This is a genomic window from Novosphingobium kaempferiae, assembly GCF_021227995.1.
Taxonomy (GTDB): Bacteria; Pseudomonadota; Alphaproteobacteria; order Sphingomonadales; family Sphingomonadaceae; genus Novosphingobium; species Novosphingobium kaempferiae.
In genome coordinates this window covers 4,464,544-4,486,861 of the sequence record NZ_CP089301.1, presented here as the reverse complement: position 1 = coordinate 4,486,861, position 22,318 = coordinate 4,464,544, and the positions used below count along the sequence as shown (strand labels likewise).

Genomic DNA, 22,318 nt, shown 5'->3' with positions numbered 1-22,318 from the left:
AGTGTCAGTTCCGGGAAATCAGGGAAACGTGAGCGGGCTTGGCGGCAGGCGCAGGAGCGTCCTCACCACCGAACCCGATCGACTGCGGCGCGGCGATGCCGGCGCCGTTCAGCGAGCGGAGGTCGGTCGGCGCCTTGACGGTGCCGTCGCGGACCTGGCCGGGCATCTGCTCGCACAGTGCGCGCACCCAGGCGAGTTCGCGGCGGACCGCCTCGCTCGGGTTGGCGCTGGCCTCGACCGCGGCCTGTCGACCGTGCTTGTCGTAGGCTAGCATGGCGACGTTGCGGATGCCTGCCTTGCCGAGACCGCCGCGCGCGTCGATCGCCATCATTTCGCTCATGCACATCTTGCCGGGCTCGACGCACATGTTGACGATGGCGTCGTAGAGCTTGGGCTCGACCTTGGCGTAGCGGATGGCGGGCACCTTCTCGCTCGGCTTTTCGAGTTCGAGGTAGGCCGCGCGGTCGAGGTTGCCGCCGAGCGGCGCGACAGGCGCTTCGCTCGGAACCGGCGCATCGGCCTGCTGACCGACCGGCTGCGTCTTGGCGCCGGACGCCTTCACGTCGCCGATCCACTTATCGAAGTCCGCATCCGTGACCGAGCGCATCTTGAAGCGCATGCTGGAGAAGCCCGCGCCCGAGTAGTTGGCCGAGAAACCCACGGACTCGACGTTCGAGTTCATGACCGCGTGCAGGCGCGTCTCCATGCCCGGCATCGCGTAGACCTGACCGGCCATGGCGGGGACGTAGAAGGAGTTCATCACGCTCGACGCGGTGATGCGGAAGCTGAGCGGGCGACCGGTCGGCACGACCAGTTCGTTGACCGTGGCGATGCCCTGCTCGGGGTAGATGAACAGCCACTTCCAGTCGAGCGCGACGACTTCGACCTCAAGCGGCTTCACGTCCGCACGGACCTGGGTCTTCTCGTCGATCCGGCCGATGGTGCGGTAGGGATCGAGCAGGTGGGTGCTCGTCCAGGTTACCGCGCCGAGACAGATGATGATGAGCAGCGGCGCCGCCCAGATCATCAGTTCGAGCTGGGTGGAGTGATCCCAGTCCGGCTCGTAGGTCGCCTCGGTGTTCGACGCGCGGTATCGCCACGCGAAGATCACGATCGCCGCCATGACCGGGATGACGATCAGCAGCATGAGAAGCGTCGCCACGATCACCAGGTCGCTCTGCTGCCTGGCGACGTCTCCTGCCGGATTCATCACAAGCATATTGCAACCAGGCAACAATGCGAGCAGCCCGGAGGCTGTCAGGAGACGCAGGGCCCGGGGGCGCATCGCAGCAGGGCGACGGCGGCCGGGCGGGTTCAGGCGTGACTCGGACGGGTGCATGGCGCGTCGCCTAGTCCTGCTGCGAGTTTGCGAACATAGGACATTTTGTCCAATCCCCTTCGCGCCCGGCAATGACGATAGGGCCGCAATTGAGAAGCCGTGCGTTCGCCGCGCCGGCGCGATTCGCGCGGACGAGCGGAAGACTTCCGCCAATTCGTGTGTTAATACCAGACAAAGGCCGCGAGACGCCAGATGAGCACCACAAGCACACCGACCCGCGAGGAACTCGGCCTGCCGACGTTCAAGCCGCACCACGCGATTTCGCCCAGCGAGATCGCGATTGGCGTGATTATCGGCCGCACGTCTGAGTTCTTCGACTTCTTCGTCTACGCCATCGCCTCGGTGCTGGTGTTCCCGAAGTTGTTCTTCCCCTTCGTCGATCCGCTGACGGGGACGCTCTATTCCTTCGCGATCTTCGCTCTGGCCTTCATCGCGCGTCCGTTCGGCTCGCTGTTCTTCATGGCGCTCGACCGCGCCTACGGCCGCGGCGTCAAGCTGACGATCGCGCTGTTCGGCCTCGGCGGCTCGACCGCCGCGATCGCCTTCCTGCCGACCTATGAGTCGATGGGTGCGACGGCGATCTGGCTGCTCGCGATCTTCCGCATCGCGCAGGGCTTCGCGCTCGGCGGCACCTGGGACGGCCTCGCCTCGCTCCTCGCGCTCAATGCCCCGGAGAACCGCCGTGGCTGGTGGGCGATGGTCCCCCAGCTCGGCGCACCGTTCGGCCTCATCGTCGCCAGCGCGCTGTTCGCCTACATGATCGCGACGCTGCCCGCCGCCGACTTCCTCGACTGGGGCTGGCGCTATCCGTTCTTCGTGGCGCTCGCCATCAACGTGGTCGCGCTCTTCGCCCGTCTGCGCATCGTCGTGACCGAGGAATTCCAGACCCTGTTCGAAAGCCGCGACCTGCAGCCGGTCAGCGTCATGGGCACCGTCAGCAAGGAAGGCCGCACCGTGCTGATCGGCGCCTTCGCGCCGCTCGCCAGCTTCGCGATGTTCCACATGGTCACCGTGTTCCCGCTCTCGTGGGTGTTCCTGTTCACCAAGGAAGCGCCCACGCGCTTCCTGCTGATCGAAGTGCTGGCCGCCGTCTTCGGTCTCGTCGCGGTGCTGCTCTCGGGCCGCCTCGCCGATCGCTACGGCCGCCGCACGCTGCTCGGCACCTGCGCCGTCGGCATCGCCGTGTTCAGCGGCTTCGCCCCGCAGTTGCTCGATGGCGGCACCGCAGGCGAGCTGGTGTTCATGATCGGCGGCTTCATCCTGCTCGGCCTGTCGTTCGGCCAGTCCTCGGGCGTCGTCGCCTCGGCCTTCCCGACCGACCACCGCTACACCGGTTCGGCTCTCACCAGCGACCTTGCCTGGCTGTTCGGCGCCGGCTTCGCCCCGCTGGCGGCGCTGCTGCTTTCAACCAACTTCGGCCTGATCGCCTCGGGCGGTTACCTGCTCTCGGGCGCGCTCGCCACGCTGCTGGCCCTGTGGCTCAACAAGGAACTCGCCAGCCGCTGAGGCTCGGCAAACCGAAAACGAAAGGGGCCGCGATCCACCCGGATCGCGGCCCCTTATTTTTGCGCGCCCGGCATATGCCCGGTTGGCTTGCAAGCCCTCGCCGCTGAAAAGTTTGTAATCGTGTGCAATGGCCGCCCACGGTTTCCTGCGGCCTGCGCGCAACGCCTCGTCGATTAGCGCCGAACCGAAGCCATCTCGCCCCTGTTATCAACGTATTGTTGCTCTGGCCCGCTTTCGCGCCCGCACCGCTCGTATAGATAGAAACCCGTGGGTCGATTGATGAATATTCAGGTCATCATTTTACGCACGGGGGTTTGACCAGGGTTCTCGGGTCCGGGGGCAACGGACTGCGGTACGTCGGTCTGAAGTACTTGAGAGTGCGAATGGCGGATAATTCATGTTGGGGTCTGGGCAACGGCAATGCCCCGGCCCCGGGGGTCACGACCGGCGAGGTTCAGGCTCCGGGGACGCAGCAGGAATACTGGTTTTCGCTCAGGCTGCGGGTCGATTCACCGACCCAGCTATGGCACGCGGCTGCCTTGCGCTGCCGCCAGTCCGGCATGAGTCAGGACGAGGTGGAAGACCTCATCGGCCCGGTCGAGGATCCCTCGGTCAGCGACTGCCTGATGCTGCTCGCACTGCCCGAGCGCCTGCCCGGCTGCACCCGCCTCGACACCGCGCTTCACGCCGCCGACCTGCCGGGCCTCGCGGCCCGCGCCGCGCGCGAGCCCAGCGACGCCCTCGACGAAGGCTGATCAGTCCGCCGTTTCGGTCGGCTTCGGCGCGGTCAGCGCGACGAGGCCGGTCGCGGAGAGACGGATGCCGTTGACGCCCAGCATGATGCTGGTCCCGTCGGTCACCACGTCGTCCACCACGCCCACCGAGTTGATCGTGGTGTCGAGCGTCGCGCCATTGGCGTCGGCAGCCACGACCGACAGCGTGTAGGCCCCCGGCTTGGCCTTGGTCCCGTCCGACATCGTGCCGTCCCAGGTATAGGAACCCTGCGCATCGGGCTGGAGCTTGACCGTCGCAACGGTGCCGCCAAGCGCGTCCTTGACCGTCGCGGTGACCGAGGCGGGCGTACCATCGACGTAGTAGGTCCATTTCGCCGGACTGTCGCCCAGCCCCGCAACCGGTGAATCGAAGCGCGCCTCGCGGCCGATGTAGCTCGACGCCTGCGCCATCTGCTGCGAAAGGAGCTGGCTGAGGATGTCGTCCAGCTTGCCGGTCTGCTGGATCGACTGTTCCACCTGCGAATACTGCACCAGCTGCTGCGTGTACTCCGAGGTGTCCATCGGATCGAGCGGATCCTGATGCATCATCTGCGTGGTCAGCAGCTTGAGGAACAGGTTGTAGTCGGTGAGCAGCCCGGCATTGGGCGCTGCCGTGGAGCCAGTCCCCGTGCCGGTGGTCGCGGCGGTGTCGGTAACCGTGGTCATTGTGCTGCTGCCTTATGCCATGAGGTCGATGTGGCCGCTGCCGCGCAGCGACCGATAGTCGGAATGGCCGCCGTCCAGCGCGCCGACGAACCCGTCTGCGCCGCCGGACTGCGGCATGGGAAGCTGCGGACGCGCGCCGTGACGATGCTGCCCGCCCGCGCCGTTGCCGCCTGCATCGAAGCGCAGCGACTGCGCGTCGGACCGCACGCCCGCATCGGCCAGCGACCGGTCTAGCTGCGCGCTCTCGCGCCGCAGCATGTCGAGCGCGGCAGGGCTGTCGGCCGAGACGACCGCGCGCAGGGTGCCGTCATCGTCGAACGACATCCGCACGTCCACGCGGCCCATGTGATGCGGATCGAGCCGGATCAGCAGCGCCTCGCGCATACCTTCCGGCCCACTGTCGAGTGCGCGGGCGATGGCCACGCCGACGTCCGTGCCGAACCGTCCCTCACGCAGCGCCACCGTGGCAGTCGCGGGTTCGACCTGCGCTGGCGGATAGGGCGGAGCGGCGTGGCGCGCGATGGCGGCATCCAGCGTCTGCGAGAAGATCGGCGCGGCGACACGCGGCTCGGCGACGGCGACTGGATCGGGCGTTGCCGGAGCAGGGAGGTCGCCGCGCGAAGCCGTGGCCGCATGGTCGACGGAATGTCTGGGAGACGCTGCAATGTCGGGCGCAGCGTGAGCCGTCGTCGTCCGGCCCGCGGGCTCTGCACTCCCGCCGTCGGACATTGAAGCTGTGACCTTGGGCGCAGCAGGCGTGAGGGCGACGGCGATGGCGGGAGCAACGGCGATGTCCGGCGCAGGCACCGTATCGAGGGCAGCGGCCGGGTCGAGCGGTGCCGCCGTAATGTCGCCAGCCGTCCTGACGGTGGCCTCCTTGCGCTTCAACGGTTGCCCTGGGCTGCGTTCGTCACGCGTAGTGACGGCGATCTCGGCGATCGGCTGCGGTATCTGGGCCTGCCCCGGCGCGGCCTGAGCAGGTGCCGGACCTTGCGCGGACGGCTGCGGCGCAGCCGGGGTGGGGTTCGGCAACGCTGTCGGCTGAACCGATGCCGGATCGGTTGCCGCGAGCTTGGGCTTCGCTATCGCCACCAATTGCGGAGTGGAGTCCGCTGGGCTCGCGGTTTCAGCGTCAACTTCGGTTTCGACTTCCAACGATGTCGGAGGCGGCAACTCGGGATCGGTGAATGGAGCGATGACCAGCGCAGCCTCGGGCGGAGCCACGGCGGCCTCCACCGGAACGACCGGTGAAGGGGCAACCGGCTTCTCGGGCACCATGGCGTCCGTTTTCGACGGCGCGGGCGCGACGGGCGCAACCGGCGGCGGCGCAACTTCGGCTCCCGGCGTCGGCACTCCGGCCAGCGCATCGCGCGGCAACGAAGGCGTCATCACCGGACGGCTGGCGGGCACGGACTGAGCCGCCACCTCGGGCAAGCCCAGTCCCGCGAGCGCCGCCAGGAAATCGCCCTGAGCCTCACCTCCGGCAGCCGCGCGCGCAACCGATGCCGTATCGCCCAGAGGCGCGGCCGTCAGCGGGAATGGAGGCATGCGGGGAACGGCCATCGTTCCATCATAGAGCGGCGGTGCCTAATGCGGTCGCGGCAGCGCAGATCGCTCGCTCTCACCCGATCATGCCGAGGCTGCGCAGACGCGCGCGCGGGTGGACTTCGTTCTGGGAGAGCACCACCGTCGCCGGGCGCACGCGCTCGATGATCGAGCGCACGAAGGGGCGCAGCGACGGACTCGTCAGCAGGCACGGGATCTCGCCCTGCGCGGCGAGGCGGTCATAAGTCTCACGCACCGCGCCGATGAAGGCCTGCAACTGAGAGGGGGCCATGGCGAGGTGGCGGTCGTCGCCCTGCCCGATGATCGCCTCGGAAAACGCCTCGTCCCACACCGGGCCGAGCGCCACGATGGGGATGGTGCCGTCGAGCGTGTGCTGCGCCGAGATCTGCCGGGCAAGCCGCGCGCGCACATGCTCGGTCACTTGCGTGAGGTTGGCGGTGACCGCGCTCGCCTCGGCCACGCCTTCGAGGATCGTCGGCAGGTCACGGATCGAGACGCCCTCGGACAGCAGGTTCTGGAGCACCCGCTGGATGCCCGAGATCGAGATGCGCGCGGGCACGATGTCGGCGATCAGCTTGGCCGAATCCTTGTGGACCTCGTCCAGCAGCTTCTGCGTCTCGCTGTAGGAGAGCAGGTCGGCGATGTTGTCCTTGACGATCTCGGTCAGGTGGGTGGTGACGACGGTGCCGCAGTCGACCACGGTCAGGCCACGGAAGCCCGCCTCCTGCCGCATCTCGCGCTCGATCCACAGCGCGGGCAGCTTGAACACCGGCTCCTGCGTGACTTCGCCGCGCAGCCCGGTGTCGCCACCCGCCGCGTTGATGACGAGCAGCTTGCCGATGCGCAGTTCTCCGCGCGCGATCTCGGTCTCGCGCACGAAGACGACGTATTCGTTGGGCTGGAGCGCCATGTTGTCGAGGATGCGAACCGAAGGCAGCACGAAGCCGTAGTCGATCGCCATCTGCCGCCGCAGCGCGCGGACCTGATCGTCGAGGCGCGGCTCGGCGCTGGCGTCGTTGATGAGGGGCAGCAGGCCATAGCCCAGCTCGATGCGCAGCGCGTCCATCGCCAGCGTGCGGGAGATCGGCTCCTCGGTCTGCGCGGCGCTGGCGCGCTGGCGGGCGGCGGCTTCCTCGATCCGCGCTGCGGCCTCGGCGCTCTCGGCCTTCTTCGTCATCGTCCAGGCCAGCCAGCCGCACAGCGCGCCGAGCAGCGCGAAGGGCAGGAACGGCAGGCCCGGCATCAGCGCCAGCATCCCCATCAGGGCACCCGCAATGCCGAACGCCTTGGGATAGCGGCCCAACTGGTCGCCCAGCGCTGCACCCGTCTTGCCGACGACGCCGCCCTTGGAGACGAGCAGGCCCGCCGCCGTCGAGACGATCAGCGCGGGGATCTGGCTGACGAGGCCGTCGCCCACCGTCAGGATAGTGTAGGTCGTGAAGGCCTGCCCGAACGGCACGCCATGGATCACGACGCCGACGATCAGGCCGACGAAGATGTTGATTCCGGTGATGAGAAGCGCGGCGACCGCATCGCCCTTCACGAACTTCGAGGCGCCGTCCATCGCGCCGTAGAAGCCGCTCTCCTGCTCGATCTCGGAGCGGCGCTCGCGGGCCTGTTCCTCGGTGATGGTGCCGGCATTGAGGTCGGCGTCGATCGCCATCTGCTTGCCGGGCATCGCATCGAGGCTGAACCGCGCCGCCACTTCGGCGATGCGGCCCGCGCCCTTGGTGATGACCACGAAGTTGATGACGATGAGGATCGCGAAGATGGTGAGGCCGATGACGGTCTCGCCGCCCATCAGGAACTCGCCGAAGGCCGCGATCACGCCGCCCGCCGCCGTATGCCCCTCGTGCCCGTGGCCGAGGATCAGGCGCGTGGAGGCGAGGTTGAGGCCCAGCCGCAGCATCGTGGTGATCAGCAGGATCGTCGGGAAGCTGGAGAGCTGGAGCGGCTTCTCGATGAACAGCGCCGTCATCAGGATGAGGACGGATGCCGTGATCGACAGCGCCAGCCCCATATCGAGCATCCACGCCGGCATCGGCAGGATGAGCATGGCGATGATCGCGCCTACACCCAGCGCCAGCGCAAGATCGCGCCCCGGCCCGAGGCGGGCGATGAACTGGCCCAGCTGCGGCGGGATCAGGGATTTGGTGGGGGCAGTGGCCATGGGTTAGCGGCCCGGCCGCGGGCGGGCTTCGACAAGCTCAGCCTGAGCGGCCTTGGGCGCGAGGACGTGAGCAGAAAAGCCCTCTCCCCTTTCCCCGCCGCTCAGGCTGAGCTTGTCGAAGCCCCCGAGGCCCGGCGCGGCCATGGTCACACCCCCGCCGCCATCTCATGCCGCATCGCGCCTGCCACCGAAGGCGGCACCGCCATGCCGTCCGCCTGGAACGAACGCAGCTTGTTGCGCATGGTGCGCACCGAGATGCCCAGCATCGCCGCCGCCGCGCTGCGGTTGCCGCCGCAGTGGCGCAGCGTCTGGAGGATCAGCTCGCGCTCGACGTCGGCGATGTTCTGTCCGACGAGGCCGGAGACCGAGGCCGTCACCGAGCCCCCGTCCTGCCGCCCGCCGCGCAGCCGCGCCATCACGTCCTTGAGGTTCACCGCGAGGTCGACGACCACCACGTCCGCGCCCGGCGCCGCGTCGGGGCCGGACCATGCTTCCTGCGCGGCGGGGCTCGCGGTATCGACGCCGATGCGGGTGGCGGAGCCGCGCACCATGGCATTGGCCAGCCCTACCGCGTCGCCTAGCTCGCCCACCAGCATCAGGCGCGTGCCCTCGGGTTCGTGCGGGACCATCATCCTTCCTTGCGGACGATTTCGGTGAGCGTGATGCCGAGTGTCGCGTCGATCAGCACCACTTCGCCGCGCGCGATGAGGCGGTTGTTGACGAAGATGTCGACCGGTTCCCCCACGCGGCGGTCGAGTTCCACGACCATGCCGGGCTTGAGCCGCAGCAGGTCGCCGATGTCCATCTTCGAGCGGCCGAGCACCGCCTGGACCTTCACCGGCACGTCGAACACGGCCTGCAGGTCGTCGGGCGTCGGCGGCGTGGTGGGGCGCGGCGGCAGCGGACGGTCGGCGGCCATGTCGGCCGCCGGCTCGTCGGGCAGGTGCGCGGGGGCGAGTTGCCGGGGCTCGAGCTCGTCGCTCATCGAATACCTTTCACGTGTTCATCCACTGGCGGATTACGGAGGCGGATTCCGCCGGGTTGGAGGCGATGGTGTCGCCGATGCGCTTGATGGCGGAGAGCTTCACGCGCCCGTCGACGTGGGCGAGCGCCACTTCCTGATCGAGCAGCGGCGTGCCTTCGGCGGCTTCCGCAGCGGATTCGAGCTGCGCCATGGTGAGGTTGCCGCCGATCTCCGCGCGGCGGTCGGCGTAGTCGTCGTCGCCCGAAGGCGGCGGTAGCAATGCGGGCGCATTGGGGCGACGCAGCATGCGGATGGCGAAGAGGATGATGCCGCCCACCAGCAGGATCTTCAGCACGTCGAGGATGCGGTCGACCGTCAGCCCGAACGGCAGGCCGCCTTCGATGCCGTCCACGTCCTGCGCGGCGAAGGGCATGTTCTCGACGACCACGCTGTCGCCCCGATCGCCGTCGAAGCCGACCGCGTTCTCGACGAGGCGCTGGAGGCGGTCGATCTGCGGCTGCGGCAGGCCCTTCTCGCCGCCGTCCACCATGACCGCCACGGTCAGGCGCTTGACCTGCCCCGGCGTGCGCACGGCGACCTTCTGCATGCGGCTGTTCTGGTAGGTGACGTCTTCGGACGTCTCGTTCTGCGCGGCGTTGCGGGTATCGCCGCCCGTGCCGTTCTGCGCCGCGCCCGCGTTCTCGGGCAGCTGCGTGGAAACCGATGCGCCCTGCGCGCCGGGCGCGTTCTCGGCGCTCTGGTTGCTGGCTTCGACCGTGACCTGGTGCTGGATGACCTGCTTGTCGGGATCGAAGGTCTCCGATTCCTCGCGCACCTGATCGCGTTCGAGCACGGCGGAGACTTCGGCGCGAACCTTGCCGTGGCCGACGATGGGCTCCACCAGCGTCTCGATCTGGTCGCGCAGCCGCGCTTCGACCGCCGCCTGCCGCTCCTCGAGGTCGCTGCTGCCGCCTGCTCCGCCCTCGCCCGCACGGGCCAGCAGCGCGCCGGTCTGGTCGACGATCGACACCGATTCCGGCGAAAGGTCGGGCACCGCCGAGGACACGAGGTAGCGGATCGCCTGCACCGCCTCGGCGGGCAGACGGCCGTTGGTCTTGACGGTGACGGAGGCGCTGGCCTTGCGCGGCTCGGCCTCGAACATCGCGCGTTCGGGCATGACGACATGGACGCGCGCGCGGCTGACGCGGTCGAGGCTCTCGATTGAGCGGACGAGTTCGCCCTCGATCGCGCGGGTCTCGTTCAGCTTGGCGCGGGAGGAGGAGATGCCGAAGGGCTCCTCCTCGTCCAGCACTTCGTAGCCGATCTTGCCGCCGAGCTGCTCGGACGCCATCGCCATGCGCAGTTCGGGCAGCTTGTCCGCCGGGGCCATGATCGCCGATCCGTCCGCCGAAAGCTGGAACGGTACGCCCTGCGCCTTCAGCTTCTCGGTGATGGTCGAGGCGGCCGAGGGGTCGAGGTCGGTATAGAGGTAGCCCATGGCGCTTTGCGGCGTGCGCGTGGCCATCCAGCCGAGCCCGAGCAGCAGCGCCAGCGCAACGCCGCCCATGAGAGCGGCACGGCGCGTGCCGATCTGCCCGATGAAATTGCGCAACGCGTCCAAGTCCGGCCTTCCGAGGTCACGGCGTCGCTCAATCGGCACGCCCCGGGCGCATTATAGGATGGGAACTAGGCAAGACTTGCCGAGCGCACGGAAAAATGTGGCGGTCGCTCAGCCCGCGAGGACGCCCGAAAGCTCGGCCATCACCGCCGCGCGGCGCGCACCGGCATCGACGTTGAGGCCGCCCGCGCTCCACTCGATCCGCGCGTCGCCCTCGGGAACGACGGGGTCGTCGACGACGGTTATCGCCAGCGCACGGCCTGCCTTCGCCTCGCGCGCCTCGATCAGCACGGCGATTTCATGCCGCATGGCCGGATTGGCGCGGACGATGAGCGCGGTGCCCTGCGCGACCTGCTCCAGCGCGCGGGCGAGCGCCTCGTCCACCGCGCGCGCCGGGGCGGCCTCGATGGCGTGGCCCGCGAGCATCTCTGCGGCGTGGAGCGCGACTTCGCCGGCTTCGCCGGTCATGCGGCGGGTCACTGCCTCTACCTGCGCCTCGATGGCGTCGAGCCCGGCGTGAAGCGCATCGGTCGCCGCCAGCAGCGCCTCGCCGCGTTCGGAACGGGCCTGCGCCGCCCCGGCCTCGAACCCGTCGGCGCGGGCGCGGGCGAGTTCGGCGCGGTGGTCGGCCTGGAGCCGCTCGATGCGCGCCTCCAGATCCTCGATCTGCTCGCGCAGCACCTCGGGAGACGCCTCGACGGGCAGGGCTGCCGAAGTCTCGGATGCGACGGCGGGTTCGTCGACGGGGTGGAAGAACACCCGGTCGAAGCCGAAAGGCTGTATCGTCGCCGCACCCGGCGGCGACATGTCGCGATGCATCTTCATCCAACCCTCCGCATCGTCGTCGTGAGCACGGCGAAGCGATCCCGGGCGATGTGCCGCTCCGGATCGTCGCAGCGCGATGCCGCGTCAGATGGGCAGGTCGGCATCATCAGTAGATCATCGCATCGTCGCTCTTGGGGTCGGCCAGCATGATCTCGCCGCGCTCGCCCAGATCCTTGGCGAGCATGACGAGGTTGCCCTGCGCGGTCTCGCATTCGCGCGCGCGGACCGGTCCCATCGCCTGCATGTCGTCGCGCATGAGCTTGGCGGCACGCTCGGTCATGGCGCCGAAGAACAGGCGACGCATCTCTTCCGGCGCGCCCTTGAGCGCCAGCGCCAGTTCGCGCTTGTTGCAGTTGCGCACGATGACCTGGATCGCGCTCGGCAGCAGGTTGCCGAGATCCTCGAAAGTGAACATCAGGCCGCGGATGCGCTCCGCCGCCTCGGGCGCCTTCTCGTCCAGCGCGCCGAGCATCGCCTCCTCGGTCGAGCGGTCGAGCGCGTTGAAAAGCTCGGCCATGGATTCGTGCGGATCGCGGCGCTGGGCGCGCGACAGGTTGGTCATGAACTCGGTCTTTAGCGTCTGCTCGACCTGCACGATCACGTCCTTCTGCACCGTCTCGGTCTTGAGCATGCGCATCACGACCTCGGTGCCGAAATCGCGCGGCAGCGCCGCCAGCACACGGGCGGCGTGATCGGGCTTCAGCTTCTGGAGGATGACGGCGACGGTCTGTGGGTGTTCGCTCTTGAGATAGCCCGCCAGCACGCCCTCGCTGACGTTGGACAGCTTGTCCCACATCGTCCGGCCGGAGGGACCGCGGATGTCCTCCATGATGTCCTTCACGCGGTCCGCCGAAAGCACGCCTTCCAGCAGCCGCTCGGTCGTCTCGTAGGAACCGTGGAGCGTGGTGATCGAGGAAACCTCGCCAGCGAACTGGCCGAGCAGGTATTCCACCACGACGGCGGGCACGCGGCCGAGCGAGGCGATCGAGGAGGACAGCTCCTTGATCTCGTCGTCGTTGAGCTGCTGCCAGATGGGGATGCCGTGCTCCTGCCCGAGCGCCAGCAGCAGCGCAGCCGCGCGCTGGGTGCCCGAGTACTTCTTGAGCTCCGGCGGTTCGCCCACCGCGGTCATCATGTTCACTACGAGATACCCCTAGAACTTCCTGGCGAAAAATGCCCCTTGCCGTACCGATCCCGGAGAGTTCCTTCTATTTATAGGAAGGACTCCCGCGCAACCGGCTGACGAGGCACAATTGACGATAAGTCTGAACAATGGGTTGATCGGCTTGTCGGTTCTGGGAGGAAGCACCGCCTACTCCTCCTATCTCAGCAATGCCGCAGCGACGGAAAGCCCGGCGGTGATCGCGGCGAAGAAGGCCTTCACCACCCCCGCGACGACGCCCCCCTGGCAGGGGATCACCGAGGAGAGCGGCGCCACCACCGCTCAGGTCGCCGCGATCAAGCGCCTCGCCTCGATCATCGATCCCAAGGGCGACAGTTCGCTGGAGGATCTGCCCGACATCCAGACCGCCTTCACCGCCTACAAGGCGCTGGAAAACCTGCGTATTCTGGCGGAAGCCGGCACCTCCAAGACGATGAGCGAGGCCGAGCGCGCCTCGCTCCAGAAGACGTTCGCCAAGGGGCTTTCGGACCTCCAGTCCTACCTCGGAACGGCCGATACGGACCTGCTGAACATCGCCTTCGGCAACGTCACGAACAACGCCCGCACCCTTGGCATGACGCCGCGCTACGTCACCGGATCGGTTACCGGAACCGGCGTTTCCAAGACGCGCGGCGCCCCGATCGACGGGCTTTCGGGCGATGAAATTTTCCGGATAACGCTGACGCGCGGCGGGGCGAGCGAGGTCGTGACGCTCGATCTGTCGCAGACGACGCAGCCGCCGACGCTCGATTCGGTCGCCGCCGCGCTCAATGCCGCGATCGGCGCGAAGCCGATGCTCGACGCCAACGGCAACCCCGTCCTCGATGCCGACGGCAAGGCGACGAGCAAGTGGAAGTCCAACTTCACGGTCGAGAAGACCGACGGCAAGTGGGGCCTCGTCTTCAACCCGATGGGCATCGAGCAGGTCTCGCTCGACCAGGTCGGCGCGGGCGACGCGCTGATGGTGGCGAGCGGCGAGACGGCGCAGATCTCGGGCAAGACCTCGCCCACCTCGGCCAACGTCTACCGCATCGAGGATCTGGCGGGCTCGCTGACGTGGGAGCGGCTCAACAAACTCAACGCCGTGGACACCGCCGCGACGAAGCGCGCCGAGGATGCCGCGACCAAGAGCACGGACGAGACCCCGGACTACACCGTCCTCGCCGACACCGCCGCCAATGCCATCGTCACCGACGCGCAGGGCTACAGCTACGTGGTCGGCACCACCGACGGCGACATGGGCACGCAACTGGGCGACGGCGCGGACGACCTGTTCCTCACCAAGCTCGACAGCGAGGGCAACGTGGTGTGGAAGCGCAACCTTGGCGCGGCAGGCACCGCCAAGGGCAACGCCATCACCCTCGCCCCCAATGGCGAGATCGTCGTCGCCGGGACCGTCAGCGGCGCGTTCAACGGCAGCGACGACAGCCAGACCGACCTGCTCGTCACCCGCTTCAACGCCAAGGGCGAGGAACTGTCGAGCACCGCGATCCGCCAGGTCGGCAACGAGACCGCCAGCGCCGTGGCCGTCGGCAAGGACGGGTCGATCTACGTCGCCGGGCGCGCCTCGACCGGGGGCGGCGACGCCGTGCTGGTCAAGCTCGACGCCAAGGGCAAGCTGATCGAGCGGCGCAGCATCGACAGCGGCGGGTCGGACTCGGTGACGGCGCTCGCCATCGACAACGACGGCAACCTGCTGGCGCTGACGAACGAGAAGGGCGTCGCCACGGTGCGGCGGATCGGCGCGGGCTCGCTCAACCAGGATCTCGGCTCGGTCTCGCTCGGCACCGCGTCGGCGCGCGCCATCGCGGTATCGCCGGACGGCCGGATCGCGGTCGTCGGCGCGACGAACACCGCCCTTAACGGCACGCAGACCAATGCGCCGAGCGGCGGCCTCGACGCCTTCGTGACGCTGATCGACGCGGGACTGACCTCGACCAGCACCAGCTACATCGGCACGTCCGCCGCCGACCAGGCCGACAGCGTGACGTTCCTCAACGGCGCGCTCTACGTCGGCGGACGCACGACGGGCACGCTGGGCGAGAAGAAGACCGGCAAGGTCGACGGCTTCGTCGCCCGCATCGACCCAGCCAGCGGATCGGTGCAGACGGTGTCGCAGTGGGGCCGGATGAGCAGCACGGTGGAGCCGGTGCGCCTCACCGCGGTCAGCGGCGGCGCGACCTCGCTCGGCGCGATCGGGCTCCATCGCGGGCTGCTCAACCAGCAGACCACCGGCGACCTCGTCACCGAGACCTCGCTGCGCGTGGGAGACAGCTTCAAGATCAGCGTCGATGGCGAGAACGCCCGCAGCGTCACCATCGAGAAGGGCGAGACGATGGCGACGCTCGCGCAGAAGATCCGCCGCATCACCGGCAGCGACGCCACCATCACCACCCCCTTCACCGACGGCGCGGCGACGCTCAAGATCGAGGTGAAGTCCGGCCACATGCTAGAACTCGTCGCCGGGCCGGAGGGCACCGACGCGCTGGCCAAGCTCGGGCTCGACCCGGTGCGACTGGTCCCGCCCAAGGTGACCGACAAGGACGCGCCCAAGGTCACGCCGGGCGGTCGCTACAACCTTGGCCTCGACGATGCGCTGACGCTGCTCGACGCCAAGACCGCCGCGACGGCGCTGGCCAAGATCAAGTCCGCCGTGTCGATGACGCAATCCGCCTACCGCTCGCTCTACTGGGATTCGACGAAGGCGGCGCTCGTCGATGGCGTCACCGCGCCCGGCGGCGGCACCGCCTACCAGCAGGCGCAGCTTGCCAATTACCAGGCCGCGCTGTCGCGACTGACCGGCGCGAGCTTCTGAGAAGGAACTGACGATGTCCTCCCTCCCCCCGATCTTCGACGGCATGGGCCGCGCCATGAAGGGCATGGCCGAGCACCAGCGCGTGATCGCCGAGAACATCGCCAATGGCGAGACGCCGGGCTACAAGGCCCGCACGGTCGAGGCGCCGGACTTCTCGGCGCTCGTCGAAGGGCAGCTCGGAGCCGGCGGCGCACCGCACGTCGCCCGCCCTCAGGTGGCGCTGTCCAGCGGCATGGCGGCCCTCGGCGCGAAGGCTCCGCAGGGCGGCGGCCGGGTGGTGCTCGACAGCGAGACCAGCGAGACCAAGCCCGACGGCAACAACGTGACGCTGGAAGACCAGCTTCTCGCGCTCGGGCAGGTCCAGCAGGACTATGCGGCGATGACCAACCTCTATCGCAAGCAGATGGCGCTGATGAAGACGGCGGTCGGCAAAGGCTGACGCCCCGCCCTGCCCCCTGTCCTGACAGGCCCGTGACGGGTTGCGCGATGCGCGGCGGAACCGATTCGCCTCGTCGCAGTTAAAGGATTAGTCCTCGAAATCCGGGGCCGACGTCTTTTACGCCGTTGAATTCCCGAATTTTCACATCCGTTTCGGACGTCAGCCGCCGTTCCGGTCGCGACCCGAAAAGCCCGGTTTTCCGTGCTTTTGCGTATCTGGCCACCGGTTTTGCGGATGGGCAACCGCCGGATTGCGTAAGAAATGTGAAATTTTAAGGATATTGCAGGGGACTAGGGGGCACATCCCAAGTCGTCGTCGGCCACGCGACGGTCGCGAAAAAGACCCGATTCGGCATAAGCCTCGAACGGGCGCATTGACCGGGAAGGACAGGCATGAAAAGCCCGGTCCATCCCATGAACGGACAGAATTTGCGATGAACGAGAAGACGCCCGAATTGTACCAACGGGCCGGTGAGCGGCAAGTAATGGAGACGGGCATGTCCGCAATCGATTTCCATCGCGCGCTCGTCTTCCCCAACCGCATCCGCAAGTTCCGCAAGCAACTCAATATCGGCTCGCTCCTCGAATTGTCGGAGAAGCTTCCCGGCATCACCTATATTCGCCTCTCCAAGATCGAGCGGGGGGAGATCTTCGCCCGCGCCGACGAACTGCGCGACCTTGGCCGCGCGCTCGGCGTGGAGGCGCAGGAACTGCTGATCGACGTGGACGATCCCGCCTTCGACATCGCCGCCTGGGCCGAGCCGCTGCACGGCCACTTGCCGACAGATCCCGAGGGGGAACGCGGCGCGGTCCTGCTCGCCGCCGCCCTGCGCGCCCGGCGTGGCGGCGACCCGGCGCTGACCATCGCGGTGCTTGAACAGGAATACGGCATCGCGCCCGTCGTGCTCTCGCGCATCGAGAATGCGCTGAAGCCGCTCGACCGCTGGAACGAGGACGTCCGCGCCGCCCTGCGTCGTCTGTTCGCCGTGCCCGACGATGCCGCGCTGGTCGCGCATGTCGAAGCGCTCAATGCGAGCGGCGCGCTCGATGCCGTGCTGCCGCTGGTGGCGAACCCCGAGGCGCGCCTCGCCAAGTCCCGTGCCCGCATCGCCGCGCTGCGCGATGAACTGGCGGGACCGGCGGTTGCGGCTGCCGAACCTGCGGCTGCTCCGAAGCAGCGTTCCAGGGTTGCCGACGCACCCGCCACCGACGCCCCCATCGAAATCCCGGCAGACAGTGCAATCGTGCGCCTGCTCCCGGTCTTCGGCACCCCGCTGCCCGACGGGCTGATCGCGCAGACGCCGACCGGCGCTGTGGTGGAAGCCCCGCGCAGTGCCGGTCCGCGCGCCTATGGCCTGCGCCTTGGCCGCCCCACGCTTGGCGCGGGATTGCCCGGACGCGCGACGCTGGTGGTGGACCCGGACCGCTATCCGGCGACCGGCGGCCTCGCCGTGATCGTGGCGGAGGGCGGCCTGCGCGTGCTCTCGATCACCGCCGACCGCCACGGCCGGATGCTCGGTTACAGCGAGAACCCTGACCTCGAAGTGGCGATCGACACGCTGGACCCGGCTGCCGTCGCCGCCGTGCTCTCCGCCGTATTCGAGTAAACCGGGCCGCCGGAACCTCCAATTCCGTCCAATCTCCGGAAATATCACGAAATTGTTCCATTGCGGCCGGGCCGCAGTCGGTTATCCGTCCGGGGCGACCCGAAGGGCGGACGGTTTTTTGCCGCCTTTTGCACCTCGGCTCGGCGACTTGACTGTCGCCGAGCCATTTTCGGTCATGCGCACTGAAATCCCTGCACAATTCGCCTCGCCTCGTTACTGTGACAGTCCTGACACCCTTACGGGCACGTCAGGGGGCGATTTCGGACGGGGCGGCAGAAACGGATGCAGGACTGGAGAACGCAGAGCGACGGGACGCACCTGTCGGTGGAGGAGGTGCGCCGCCATGCGCGGTTCGCTGAAGCAAAGGCCGTCCTGATCGACGGCCTCGCCGGGCTCTACGCCGCCGACCATCGCCTGCGCCCGCTGGTCGAGTACGAACGCGGCGTCACCTTCATGCTGGTCGTCTCGCTCGATGCCCTGCGCGAACCTAACGATCCTGCGGGCGGCGTCGCGATGCAGGTGCTGAACGAAGTGCTCCCCAACATGAGCATCACGCCGGGGCGGCGCCTGACCGACATCGTCGGCAACCTGCGGCGCGACGGGCTGCTGGAGGCGGTACCCTCTCCCCTCGACGCACGCGCCCGGCTGCTGCGCGCCACCCCGCGCGGGATCGCCGCCGACAGCGAATGGCTCGCCGCCTTCCACGCCCCGCTCGCGATCCTGCGGCCCGAGGTCGATTACCGCGCGGCGGCGGAGCACGACCCCGCCTTCCAGCGCGCGTTCCGGCTGGCCGGGCTGCGGACGCTGGACATCGCCAACCAGATCATGAGCGCGAACCCGCCGATGGACTACTTCGTGAAGGAGACGGTCGGCTTTCGCGTGCAGATGCTGCTCATGCAGGCGATCCGCGACGATCCGGAGAACCGCACGCCCGCAGGCTTCTACTCGGACGCCGCGCGCAAGGGCGGAGTCTCGCGCACGCATGTTCGCAATGTCCTGAAAGGCGCGGCGGAGCGCGGCTTCGTGACGCTGCCCGAGCCTCCCGATACGCGCGTGCAGGTGCCCGATGTCATGATCGAGGCGTTCGACCGCTGGGTGGCGGAAAGCCTGTCCTCGATCGACCGGGTGCGCGCGATGAGCGGGTTCGGCTGACCCGCCGCCGCCTCAGAACTCGCCGTTGAGCGAGATCGGCGTGGTCAGGTCGGTCCGCGCGAGCGCGCCGCTGGCGCCGTAGGCATAGGCGCGGTTGCCGGTCAGTCGCTTGGCCTCGGCGGAGATGGCGGACATGATGTCGGCCGAAAGCTCGATATGCCGCTCCAGCAGGGCGGCGTTGACCATCGAGGCGGCGCGCAGTTCGCCCAGCGCCTCGGCAAAACGCTCGCGCGTCTCGGCGTCCATGCCGTCCGCCCAGCCCGGCTCCTGCCGCGCGAGGCGGGCCAGCCGCTCCTCCAGCGCGCCGACGAGGCGGGCCTTGGCCGATGCCAGCTCGGCAAGGTCGGGCGCGCGGCCCTGCATCTCCAGCCGTGCGGTTTCCTCGCGCATGACCGAGGACAGCGAGGTCATGATGGCGATGACTTCACTCGCCATCGGTGCCTCCCTGCAGGCGGATGATCTGCGCCTCGACCGCCGACGCGATGCCGAGGCCCTTTCCGGACGCGATGGAGTTGCCGATCTGCTCGGCCAGGATGCCGCGGAACATCTCCTCGCCGTGACCGCCGGAGAACTGCTCGTCCTGCTCCACCGTCTCCATCATGATCTTGGTGATCTGGCCCGCGAAGACGCCCTCGAACTGGCGCGCGACGGCGGCGGGGCTGCGGTCCTGATGGGTCACCGTCTGACCGGAGTGCACAGGCCAAGTGGGATAGGTATTGATCGGGTCGCTCATCCTACTGCACCGCTATTTCGGCCTGCAACGCGCCCGCCGTCTTGAGCGCCTGCAGGATGGTGATGAGATCGCGCGGGCTGACGCCCAGCGCATTGAGGCCGCCCACCAGCGTCTGGAGCGAGGTGCCACTCGTCAGCATCGCCAGCGCCGCGCCATTGCCGTCGTTCGCCTCGATCCGGGTACGCGGCAGCACCGCCGTCGTCCCGTTCGAGAGCGGCCCGGGCTGCGAGGCCACCGGCGTCTCGGTGACGCTGATGGTGAGCCCGCCCTGCGCGATGGCCACCGGGCTGACGCGCACGTCCGCGCCCATGACCACGGTGCCCGCCGCTTCGTTGATGACGATCCGCGCGGGTTGGTCGACCGCCACGGGCAGGTTCTCGATCCGGGTGACGAGGTCGATCAGCGAGCCGCTGCCATATGGACGCAGCTCCACCGTGCCGGGATCGAGAACTTCGGCGGAACCGGGCGCCTCGCGGTTGACGGTCGCGGCGATCTGGCGCGCGGTGGTGAAGTCCGGGTTCTTGAGCGCCAGCTTCAGCGAGTGCGCGGTACGCAGGTCATAGGCCACCTCGCGCTCGATGATCGCTCCGCCGGCGATCCGCGCGGTCGTCATGACGCCGCGGCTGAGCTTCGCGCCCGCGCCCTGCGCCTTGAAGCCCGAGACCGCCACCGGCCCCTGCGCCACCGCATAGATCTCGCCGTCCAGCGCGCGCAGCGAGGACACCAGCAGGATGCCGCCCTGAAGGCTGCTCGCATCGCCCAGCGCCGAGACCTGCACGTCCACCGTCGATCCGGCGCGCGCGAATGGCGGCATCGTCGCGGTGACGGTGACGGCGGCGACGTTCTGGGTGAGCATCTGGGTGCCGCGAATGTTGACGCCCATGCGCTCCAGCATGGCCTGCAGCGTCTCCTCGGTGAAGGGGACGTTGCGGATGCGGTCGCCGGTGCCCTGCAGGCCGACCACGAGGCCGTAGCCGACCAGCTGGTTGGTCCGCACGTTCTCGACGTCGACGATGTCCTTGATGCGCGGCTGCGGGCCGGCCTGCGCCACGGCGGGCGCCAAGAAGACCACTGGCAGGGCGAGAAGCGCGAGGAGGAACGGAAGCCGGGGCATCGTGTGTCTTATAGGAAGAAAGCGCGAGGGGCGGGTCGCGAGGCCGACACAATTCCTCCCCGAGCTTGTCTCGGGGAGGTGGCAGTCGCGAAGCGGCTGACGGAGGGGGAATGGCGCGCCTTCTCCCCCTCCACCACCGCCTGCTCTATATCTGCGGTACGGGAGCCCACGATTTGCAACCGCCTAATCGCCGTTGGCATCGACCATGAATACAATAGGTTTGCCTCGCGACGTCGATCCCATCCAGCGGACAAGGCTGCTCGCACGCCTCGCGAGGCAATCGTGTCGTTGATATGCAATCGCCCTTTCGGCAACCCTTTCAGCAAACGCTTTGGAGCCGGAAATTCCAGCACCGCTTCCCGCGCCATGTCGTGCTGACGCAGGGAAACCCTCATGCCCTTCCCGCCATCGGAAGAGGGCAATTGGGGATCGCTAAGGAGCTCCCAGTCATATTTGAGCCCATCGCTTTCGACGGTGCCACCACGGCCATGTTTATGAACTATGACCCCCCTTTAGCATGCCGACGGCAGGCCTCCACCCCACATCAGTGCGCGTGGCCCGATGCGCGTTCAGTTCCTTGAAGGCTCGGCAAAACTCATATTGGAAGAGGGGCTTGTCTCAGTCGTCCAGCCAACCGCACAAAATCTCGCCCTCGTGCCCTTCGGGCGCCAGCGCCGCGCGTGACGCTTCCAGCAGTGGCGGCAGCACCTGCATGAAAGCGTAGGGCGGATTGACGATGAAGAGGCCTGCGCCGTTGTAGATGCCGGGCTGCTCGCTGTCGTACAGCCAGTGCTCCACCACCAGAAATTTCGGGATGCCGAGCTTGCGGAGCTGCGCCTTCCACCGCTGGTGCGTGGCGCTGTCCTTCAACGGATACCAGATCACCGTCACGCCATGCGCCCATTTGCGGTGGGCGGCGGCGAGGGTGGCGGTGATGCGCGCGCGCTCGTCCGTCTGTTCATAGGGCGGGTCGACCACGACCACGCCGCGAGGCGTCCGGGGCGGCACCATCGCCAGCCAGAGTTCGTAGGCGTCGCGTTCATGTATGGCCGCGCCGGTGCCCCGCATCGCGACACGCAGGGTAGCGGCATCGGCCGGGTGCTTTTCGTTAAGGATCAGGGCGTCCTGCTGGCGCAGGAGCTGCGCCAGGAACTGCGGCGAGCCAGGGTACAGGCGGGGTTCGTCTCCGGTATTCACCGCCTGCACGGCGGCGCGGTAGTCGTGCAGCAAGGGGTTCGTGTCGGCAAAGGCCCGCATCACGCCCTGTGTGGCCTCGCCGGTGCGTTGCGCGTCGTCGCCGCCAAGGTCGTACAGCCCGCAGCCGGCATGAGTGTCGATCAGGGTGAGCGCGCCCGGCTTGTGCTGCAACGCGCGCACCAGCGCGATCAGGAGGCTGTGCTTGACGACATCGGCGCTGTTGCCGGCGTGGAAGGAATGGCGATAATTCATGGTAACTCAAAATCCAGACGCTCGGCCTTTAGACGAGCTGCTGAACCTTCTGCAAAGCGAAGTTATGATCGTGGCTGTCTTGTTAGGCGCGGCAGCTTAGCGCGATGCGATTGAAGTAGCCAATCCGGTGCCCGTATAGAGTCCCACATCGCGTTTCGGCGCAAGGCTACTAGCCTGCCTCAGCGAACGTCATTGGAGGTGGAAACCGACCGACCCGTTCTTACCGTTGAGTCGCCAATTATCGATCCCCAAGTGCGGTCCGCCTGCTATCCCGGCAGCTCGCGAACAAATGCTGTCGCTCCGAGATCTCGCCTTTGACGTGTGTCTTCAGCAATGAAGCGGCCGTCCGGCATTGCCGAACTTGACAACACTCGGTGTCGCGCAACTGACGTAGAGCGCAATCACACCGCTCTCGGCAATC

General features: G+C 67.9%; 20 protein-coding genes and 1 pseudogene. 7 read left to right on the top strand and 14 right to left on the bottom strand.

Annotation, left to right across the window (positions count from 1 at the left end):
• Positions 1 to 4 precede the first annotated feature (4 nt).
• A complete protein-coding gene (gene cyoA, locus LO787_RS20350; RefSeq protein WP_420847767.1) occupies positions 5 to 1,339 on the bottom strand; it encodes a ubiquinol oxidase subunit II in 1,335 nt (444 codons plus the stop codon).
• Positions 1,340 to 1,531: 192 nt separating this feature from the next.
• On the opposite strand from cyoA, the gene LO787_RS20345 reads away from it, so the two are divergent.
• Together LO787_RS20345 and LO787_RS20340 are read left to right on the top strand one after the other, a co-directional pair.
• On the top strand, positions 1,532 to 2,845 hold the full coding sequence (locus LO787_RS20345; protein WP_232492800.1) for an MFS transporter: 1,314 nt from the start codon (positions 1,532 to 1,534) through the stop codon (positions 2,843 to 2,845).
• Between the two features lie 383 nt (positions 2,846 to 3,228).
• Positions 3,229 to 3,600, top strand: a complete 372-nt coding sequence (locus LO787_RS20340) for a hypothetical protein (protein WP_232492799.1) — start codon at positions 3,229 to 3,231, stop codon at positions 3,598 to 3,600.
• On the opposite strand, the gene LO787_RS20335 is transcribed toward LO787_RS20340, so the two are convergent.
• Together LO787_RS20335 and LO787_RS20330 are read right to left on the bottom strand one after the other, a co-directional pair.
• Entirely contained in the window at positions 3,601 to 4,284 is a 684-nt protein-coding gene (locus LO787_RS20335) for a flagellar hook assembly protein FlgD (RefSeq protein WP_232492798.1), read from the bottom strand.
• Between the two features lie 12 nt (positions 4,285 to 4,296).
• A complete protein-coding gene (locus LO787_RS20330) occupies positions 4,297 to 5,439 on the bottom strand; it encodes a flagellar hook-length control protein FliK (RefSeq protein ID WP_232492797.1) in 1,143 nt (380 codons plus the stop codon).
• Between the two features lie 40 nt (positions 5,440 to 5,479).
• On the opposite strand from LO787_RS20330, the gene LO787_RS20325 reads away from it, so the two are divergent.
• A complete protein-coding gene (locus LO787_RS20325; protein WP_232496433.1) occupies positions 5,480 to 5,701 on the top strand; it encodes a hypothetical protein in 222 nt (73 codons plus the stop codon).
• A 204-nt stretch (positions 5,702 to 5,905) separates the two neighbouring features.
• Here the strand turns inward: LO787_RS20325 and flhA are convergent, their stop codons facing one another.
• From flhA to LO787_RS20295, 6 genes are all read right to left on the bottom strand, one after another.
• A complete protein-coding gene (gene flhA, locus LO787_RS20320) occupies positions 5,906 to 8,020 on the bottom strand; it encodes a flagellar biosynthesis protein FlhA (protein WP_232492796.1) in 2,115 nt (704 codons plus the stop codon).
• A 146-nt stretch (positions 8,021 to 8,166) separates the two neighbouring features.
• Positions 8,167 to 8,652: a helix-turn-helix domain-containing protein gene (locus LO787_RS20315; RefSeq protein ID WP_232492795.1), complete on the bottom strand. Its 486-nt coding sequence runs from the start codon at positions 8,650 to 8,652 to the stop codon at positions 8,167 to 8,169.
• On the bottom strand, positions 8,649 to 9,005 hold the full coding sequence (gene fliN, locus LO787_RS20310) for a flagellar motor switch protein FliN (RefSeq protein ID WP_232492794.1): 357 nt from the start codon (positions 9,003 to 9,005) through the stop codon (positions 8,649 to 8,651). Before fliN ends, LO787_RS20315 begins: the two co-directional genes overlap by 4 nt.
• Before the next feature lie 10 nt (positions 9,006 to 9,015).
• Entirely contained in the window at positions 9,016 to 10,605 is a 1,590-nt protein-coding gene (gene fliF, locus LO787_RS20305; protein WP_420847766.1) for a flagellar basal-body MS-ring/collar protein FliF, read from the bottom strand.
• Between the two features lie 108 nt (positions 10,606 to 10,713).
• Positions 10,714 to 11,427, bottom strand: a complete 714-nt coding sequence (locus LO787_RS20300; protein ID WP_232492793.1) for a FliH/SctL family protein — start codon at positions 11,425 to 11,427, stop codon at positions 10,714 to 10,716.
• Between the two features lie 106 nt (positions 11,428 to 11,533).
• Positions 11,534 to 12,562: a flagellar motor switch protein FliG gene (locus LO787_RS20295; protein ID WP_232496381.1), complete on the bottom strand. Its 1,029-nt coding sequence runs from the start codon at positions 12,560 to 12,562 to the stop codon at positions 11,534 to 11,536.
• Between the two features lie 151 nt (positions 12,563 to 12,713).
• On the opposite strand from LO787_RS20295, the gene LO787_RS20290 reads away from it, so the two are divergent.
• The 4 genes from LO787_RS20290 (at position 12,714) to LO787_RS20275 (ending at position 18,601) form a co-directional block, all read left to right on the top strand.
• The gene (locus tag LO787_RS20290; RefSeq protein WP_232492792.1) at positions 12,714 to 15,404 is read left to right on the top strand and encodes an NHL repeat-containing protein; all 2,691 of its coding nucleotides are present in this window, start codon (positions 12,714 to 12,716) and stop codon (positions 15,402 to 15,404) included.
• A gap of 13 nt (positions 15,405 to 15,417) precedes the next feature.
• Entirely contained in the window at positions 15,418 to 15,843 is a 426-nt protein-coding gene (locus LO787_RS20285; protein WP_232492791.1) for a flagellar biosynthesis protein FlgB, read from the top strand.
• A gap of 496 nt (positions 15,844 to 16,339) precedes the next feature.
• Positions 16,340 to 17,449 carry a helix-turn-helix domain-containing protein gene (locus LO787_RS20280; protein ID WP_232492790.1) on the top strand — a complete coding sequence of 370 codons (1,110 nt, stop codon included), beginning with the start codon at positions 16,340 to 16,342 and terminating at the stop codon, positions 17,447 to 17,449.
• A gap of 282 nt (positions 17,450 to 17,731) precedes the next feature.
• Complete coding sequence (locus LO787_RS20275) at positions 17,732 to 18,601, top strand: hypothetical protein (protein ID WP_232492789.1); 870 nt, start codon at positions 17,732 to 17,734, stop codon at positions 18,599 to 18,601.
• 12 nt (positions 18,602 to 18,613) lie between these two features.
• Here the strand turns inward: LO787_RS20275 and LO787_RS20270 are convergent, their stop codons facing one another.
• The 5 genes and pseudogenes from LO787_RS20270 to LO787_RS20250 all read right to left on the bottom strand — a co-directional run bounded on the left by LO787_RS20270 (position 18,614) and on the right by LO787_RS20250 (position 21,897).
• Positions 18,614 to 19,036, bottom strand: coding sequence for a flagellar biosynthesis protein FlgN (locus tag LO787_RS20270; RefSeq protein ID WP_232492788.1), 423 nt, complete (start codon positions 19,034 to 19,036; stop codon positions 18,614 to 18,616).
• A complete protein-coding gene (locus tag LO787_RS20265; protein WP_420847765.1) occupies positions 19,026 to 19,280 on the bottom strand; it encodes a rod-binding protein in 255 nt (84 codons plus the stop codon). Before LO787_RS20265 ends, LO787_RS20270 begins: the two co-directional genes overlap by 11 nt.
• Before the next feature lie 55 nt (positions 19,281 to 19,335).
• The gene (locus tag LO787_RS20260) at positions 19,336 to 20,448 is read right to left on the bottom strand and encodes a flagellar basal body P-ring protein FlgI (protein ID WP_232492786.1); all 1,113 of its coding nucleotides are present in this window, start codon (positions 20,446 to 20,448) and stop codon (positions 19,336 to 19,338) included.
• 183 nt (positions 20,449 to 20,631) lie between these two features.
• A pseudogene (locus tag LO787_RS20255) lies at positions 20,632 to 20,951 on the bottom strand (hypothetical protein).
• Positions 20,952 to 21,066: 115 nt separating this feature from the next.
• Positions 21,067 to 21,897 carry a 23S rRNA (adenine(2030)-N(6))-methyltransferase RlmJ gene (locus tag LO787_RS20250; protein ID WP_232492785.1) on the bottom strand — a complete coding sequence of 277 codons (831 nt, stop codon included), beginning with the start codon at positions 21,895 to 21,897 and terminating at the stop codon, positions 21,067 to 21,069.
• Positions 21,898 to 22,318 lie beyond the last annotated feature (421 nt).

Bases quoted from the DNA above. Each gene is read 5' to 3' on its own strand.
- LO787_RS20270 (WP_232492788.1), bottom strand. From the start codon at position 19,036: ATGGCGAGTGAAGTCATCGCCATCATGACCTCGCTGTCCTCGGTCATG.
- LO787_RS20340 (WP_232492799.1), top strand. From the start codon at position 3,229: ATGGCGGATAATTCATGTTGGGGTCTGGGCAACGGCAATGCCCCGGCC.
- LO787_RS20260 (WP_232492786.1), bottom strand. From the start codon at position 20,448: ATGCCCCGGCTTCCGTTCCTCCTCGCGCTTCTCGCCCTGCCAGTGGTC.
- LO787_RS20280 (WP_232492790.1), top strand. From the start codon at position 16,340: ATGTCCGCAATCGATTTCCATCGCGCGCTCGTCTTCCCCAACCGCATC.
- fliN (WP_232492794.1), bottom strand. From the start codon at position 9,005: ATGAGCGACGAGCTCGAGCCCCGGCAACTCGCCCCCGCGCACCTGCCC.
- LO787_RS20300 (WP_232492793.1), bottom strand. From the start codon at position 11,427: ATGAAGATGCATCGCGACATGTCGCCGCCGGGTGCGGCGACGATACAG.
- LO787_RS20345 (WP_232492800.1), top strand. From the start codon at position 1,532: ATGAGCACCACAAGCACACCGACCCGCGAGGAACTCGGCCTGCCGACG.
- flhA (WP_232492796.1), bottom strand. From the start codon at position 8,020: ATGGCCACTGCCCCCACCAAATCCCTGATCCCGCCGCAGCTGGGCCAG.
- LO787_RS20335 (WP_232492798.1), bottom strand. From the start codon at position 4,284: ATGACCACGGTTACCGACACCGCCGCGACCACCGGCACGGGGACTGGC.
- LO787_RS20325 (WP_232496433.1), top strand. From the start codon at position 5,480: ATGACCAGCGCAGCCTCGGGCGGAGCCACGGCGGCCTCCACCGGAACG.
- LO787_RS20285 (WP_232492791.1), top strand. From the start codon at position 15,418: ATGTCCTCCCTCCCCCCGATCTTCGACGGCATGGGCCGCGCCATGAAG.
- cyoA (WP_420847767.1), bottom strand. From the start codon at position 1,339: ATGCACCCGTCCGAGTCACGCCTGAACCCGCCCGGCCGCCGTCGCCCT.
- LO787_RS20295 (WP_232496381.1), bottom strand. From the start codon at position 12,562: ATGATGACCGCGGTGGGCGAACCGCCGGAGCTCAAGAAGTACTCGGGC.
- LO787_RS20250 (WP_232492785.1), bottom strand. From the start codon at position 21,897: ATGAATTATCGCCATTCCTTCCACGCCGGCAACAGCGCCGATGTCGTC.
- LO787_RS20275 (WP_232492789.1), top strand. From the start codon at position 17,732: ATGCAGGACTGGAGAACGCAGAGCGACGGGACGCACCTGTCGGTGGAG.
- LO787_RS20315 (WP_232492795.1), bottom strand. From the start codon at position 8,652: ATGATGGTCCCGCACGAACCCGAGGGCACGCGCCTGATGCTGGTGGGC.